At 65.7% G+C, this 4,448-nt stretch carries 2 protein-coding genes and 1 pseudogene; all 3 read left to right on the top strand.

Features of this window, described 5'->3' with window-relative positions; translation table 11 throughout:
* The coding region (locus tag VN047_RS07160) for an efflux RND transporter periplasmic adaptor subunit (protein WP_325541443.1) at positions 1-759 on the top strand (759 nt) is incomplete at its 5' end.
* Positions 760-944: 185 nt separating this feature from the next.
* Complete coding sequence (locus VN047_RS07155) at positions 945-4,139, top strand: multidrug efflux RND transporter permease subunit (protein WP_325541442.1); 3,195 nt, start codon at positions 945-947, stop codon at positions 4,137-4,139.
* A gap of 11 nt (positions 4,140-4,150) precedes the next feature.
* Positions 4,151-4,448: pseudogene (locus VN047_RS07150) on the top strand (TolC family protein); the annotation flags it as partial.

Below are 4,448 nucleotides of genomic sequence, written 5' to 3'. Positions count from 1 at the left end.
CTGCGCGCCCGCGTCAACGCAGCGAACGCTGCGCTCGCCGGCGCCGATGCGCGCATCGCGGCGCGCGCGCTCGATGTCGAATTCACCACCGTCCGCGCACCGCTGAGCGGCCGCATCTCGGACCGCCAGATCGATGCGGGGAACCTCGTGTCGGCAGGTGATGCCGGCGGCACCTTGCTGACCACGATCAACGCGCTCGACCCTGTCTATTTCACTTTTCAGGGTTCGGAGGCGCTGTTCCTCAAGACCAAGCGCGAGGGCGGCGAAAAGGGTGCGGCGGTCGAAGTCCGCCTGCAGGATGAAAGCGACTATCGCTGGAAGGGCCGGCTCGACTTCACCGACAATGGCCTCGACCCGCGTTCGGGCACGATCCGCGCCCGCGCCAGCTTTACCAACCCGGAAATGTTCCTGACCCCCGGCATGTTCGGCAACATGCGGCTGTCGACCGGCCAGACCGCGCGTGCGCTGCTGGTCCCGGCTGCCGCGGTTCAGACCGATCAGGCGCGCAAGATCGTCTATGTCGTCGGCAAGGACGGCATGGTCGCGGCGAAGCCGGTCGAGCTTGGGCCCGAAGTCGATGGCCTGCGCGTCATCCGTGCGGGCCTGACCCCGACCGACCGGATCGTCATCAACGGTTATCAGTTCGCCCGTCCCGGCACCAAGGCGGTGACCAAGTCCGGCAAGATCGCGGCGACGGCGGAGAAGTCGGCTGTTGCCGCGACCGAGCCGGTGTCGGCGCAGGCGACCTTCACGAAGTAAGTAAATTCGTCATCCCGACCCTTCGACTGCTTTGGCAGGCGCTCAGGATAAACTTCAGCCTGTGGCTGAAGGCCGGGATCTCAGCGGTGCGTCCATCTTCAACGTCGAGACCCCGGCCTGCGCCGGGATGACGCTGGGGCTCGAGGTTCCGACTCCGTTTTCGATTTTCAGACAGGGGCTCTCCCATGCGCCTATCCCGCTTCTTCATCGACCGGCCGATCTTCGCCGCCGTGCTCGCCGTCATCATCACCATCGTCGGTGCGGTCGCCTATATCGGCCTGCCCGTATCGCAATATCCCGACATCGTCCCGCCGACGGTGACGGTGACCGCGACCTATCCGGGCGCGTCGGCCGAAACCGTTGCCGACACGGTGGCGGCGCCGATCGAGCAGGAAATCAACGGCGTCGACAACATGCTCTATATGAGCAGCCAGTCGACCGGCGACGGCGTCGTCACGATCACCGCGACCTTCAAGATCGGCACCGACCTCGATGCCGCGCAGGTGCTGGTGCAGAACCGCGTCGCGATCGCGACCCCGCGCCTGCCCGAAACGGTGCAGCGGCTGGGCGTGGTGACGCGCAAGACCTCGCCCGACTTCCTGTTGATCGTGAACCTTGTCTCCCCCGACAAGTCGCTCGATCGCGCCTATATCTCGAACTATGCGCTGACCCAGCTCCGCGATCGTCTCTCCCGCATCGACGGCGTCGGCGACGTGCGCCTGTTCGGCAGCCGCGACTATGCGATGCGCGTGTGGATCGACCCCGGCCGCGCCGCCGCGCTCGACCTGACCGCGGGCGAGATCGTCACAGCGCTCCGCCGCGAGAATGTGCAGGTCGCCGCGGGTTCGCTCGGCCAGCCGCCGCATGCCAATGGCAGCAGCTTCCAGCTCAGCGTCGAAACGCAAGGCCGCCTGACCGATCCCAAGGACTTCGCCAACATCGTCATCCGCACCGATGCCGACGGGCGGCAGGTCCGTGTGTCGGACGTCGCGCGCGTCGAACTCGGCGCGTCGGACTATAATTCGAACACCTATCTGTCGGGTGATCCGACGGTCATTCTCGCGACCTTCCAGCGTCCGGGCTCGAACGCGCTCGCCGCGGCGCAGGCGGTCGAGGCCGAAATGGCGGCGGCGTCGAAAAGCTTCCCCAAGGGTCTCGAATATCGCGTCATCTATAACCCCACCGAATTCATTGCCCAGTCGATCGACGCGGTGATGGAGACGCTGATCGAGGCAGTATTCCTCGTCGTCATCGTCATCCTGGTTTTCTTGCAGAAATGGCGTGCGGCGATCATCCCGGTGCTCGCGATCCCGGTATCGCTGATCGGGACCTTCGTGGTCCTCGCGGCCTTCGGCTACAGCCTCAACAACCTCTCGCTGTTCGGGCTGGTGCTCGCGATCGGTATCGTCGTCGACGACGCGATCGTCGTCGTCGAAAATGTCGAACGCAATCTTGAAAAGGGAATGAGCGCGCTCGAAGCGGCGCGGACATCGATGGACGAGGTGTCGGGCGCGCTCGTCGCGATCGTCCTCGTGCTCTGCGCGGTGTTCGTGCCGACCCTGTTTCTCACCGGCCTGTCGGGCGCCTTCTACCAGCAGTTCGCGGTGACGATCTCGACCGCGACGATCATCTCGCTGGTCCTGTCGCTCACCCTGTCGCCCGCGCTCGCCGCGATCCTGCTGAGGCCGCACGCCCCCGCGCAGACCGACGGATGGCTGATGGGGCGTATCCACTATGCCGGCGAACGCTTCAACGAAGGCTTCGAGAAGCTGAGCAACGGTTATGCGCGGCTCACCGACCGGCTGGTGCGCGCGCCGAAGAAGATGATGGTCACCTATGCCGGGCTGATTGCCGCGACCGCGGGCCTGTTCTGGGCGACGCCGACCGGCTTCATCCCCGCGCAGGATCAGGGCTATTTCCTCGTCGTCGCCAAGCTGCCTTCGGGTGCCTCGGTCGAACGCACCGATGCGGTGCTGAAGAAAGTCGCTGGCCGTGTGCTGCCGATCAAGGGCGTCCTCGGTTCGGTGATGCTCGCGGGCTTCGACGGTCCGTCGCAGACGCTCGCGCCGAACTCGGCCGCCGCCTATTTCCCGCTCAAGTCGTTCGAGGAACGCGGGAAGCTCGGCGTCAATTTCGAGGACATCATGAATCAGGCGCGCGCGAATACCGCCGACATCACCGAGGCGCAGATCGTCATCATCCCGCCGCCGCTGATCCAGGGGATCGGCTCGGCGGGCGGTTACCGGATGATCGTGCAGGATCGCGGCGGGAACGGCTATGCCGCGCTCGCGAACGAGACCAACAATCTGATCGGCAAGGCGAACGAGACCCCGGGGCTTGCGAACGTCTTCACCTTCTTCGACCCGTCGAACCCGCGCGTCTATGCCGATATCGACCGGGCAAAGGCGAATATGCTCGGCGTGCCGCCCGAACGCGTGTTCGAAGCGCTGCAGGTCTATCTGGGTTCGGCGTTCGTCAACGACTTCAACCTGCTCGGCCGCACCTATCGCGTGACCGCACAGGCCGATGCGCCCTATCGTCAGACCGTTGCAGACGTCGCGAACCTCCAGACGCGGTCCGACTCGGGTGCGATGGTGCCGATCGGGTCGGTTGCGAACTTCGAGGACCGCACCGGGCCGTATCGCGTCACGCGCTACAACCTCTTCCCCGCGGTCGAGATCGACGGCGATACCGCTCCGGGTTCGTCTTCGGGTGCATCACTGACGACGATGGAAAAGCTCGCTTCGGACTCGCTGCCTGCCGGATACGGCACCGAATGGACCGGCATCGCCTTCCAGCAGAAGGCGGCGGCGAACACCGCAGGCATCGTCTTCGCGCTCGCGGTGGTCTTCGTCTTCCTCGTGCTCGCGGCCCAATATGAAAGCCTGATGCTGCCGCTGGCGATCATCTTCATCGTGCCGATGTGTCTGCTTGCGGCGATGGTGGGCGTGAATTTGCGCGGCATGGATAACAACGTGCTGACGCAGATCGGGCTTGTCGTGCTCATCGCGCTTGCGGCGAAGAATGCGATCCTGATCGTCGAATTCGCCAAGCAGGCCGAAGAAGAGGATGGCCTGTCGCCGATCGAAGCCGCGGTGCGTGCCGCGCGCGATCGTCTGCGCCCGATCCTGATGACCAGCTTTGCCTTCATCCTTGGCGCGGTGCCGTTGCTGATCGCCAGCGGGGCAGGCGCGGAATTGCGCCAGGCGCTCGGCACCGCGGTCTTCTTCGGCATGCTCGGCGTGACGGCGTTCGGCCTCATCTTCACCCCGACCTTCTACGTCGTCGCCCGCGCGCTCAGCCAATGGTCGGCTGAGCGACGCGCGCGGCGCGACGGATCGGACGATCACGGGACCGCGCTGCCGGTTCCGGCGGAATAAGGAACAAGATCATGATCCTTCGCAACATCCTCACTGCCGCCTCGGCCCTTGCGCTCGCCGCCTGCGCCGTCGGCCCCGACTACAAGGCACCGCAATCGGCGTCGGCACCCGCCCTGACCGGCGCGTTCGTTTCAGCGGACAGTCCCGCCGTCTCGCTCGATCCGGTCGCGGCCGACTGGTGGCGCCTCTATGACGATCCCGTCCTCGACGGGCTCGTCGCCGATGCGCTCGCCAGCAACACCGACGTCCGTGTCGCGGTCGCGAACATCGCCAAGGCGCGCGCGGCGCTGCGCGGGGCGCGTTCGGACC

The sequence above is a fragment of the Sphingopyxis sp. genome (assembly GCF_035565275.1).
In the GTDB taxonomy this organism is placed as follows: Bacteria; Pseudomonadota; Alphaproteobacteria; order Sphingomonadales; family Sphingomonadaceae; genus Sphingopyxis.
The sequence above is the reverse complement of the archived record's forward strand: the minus strand, read 5'-3'. Positions and strand labels throughout refer to the sequence as shown.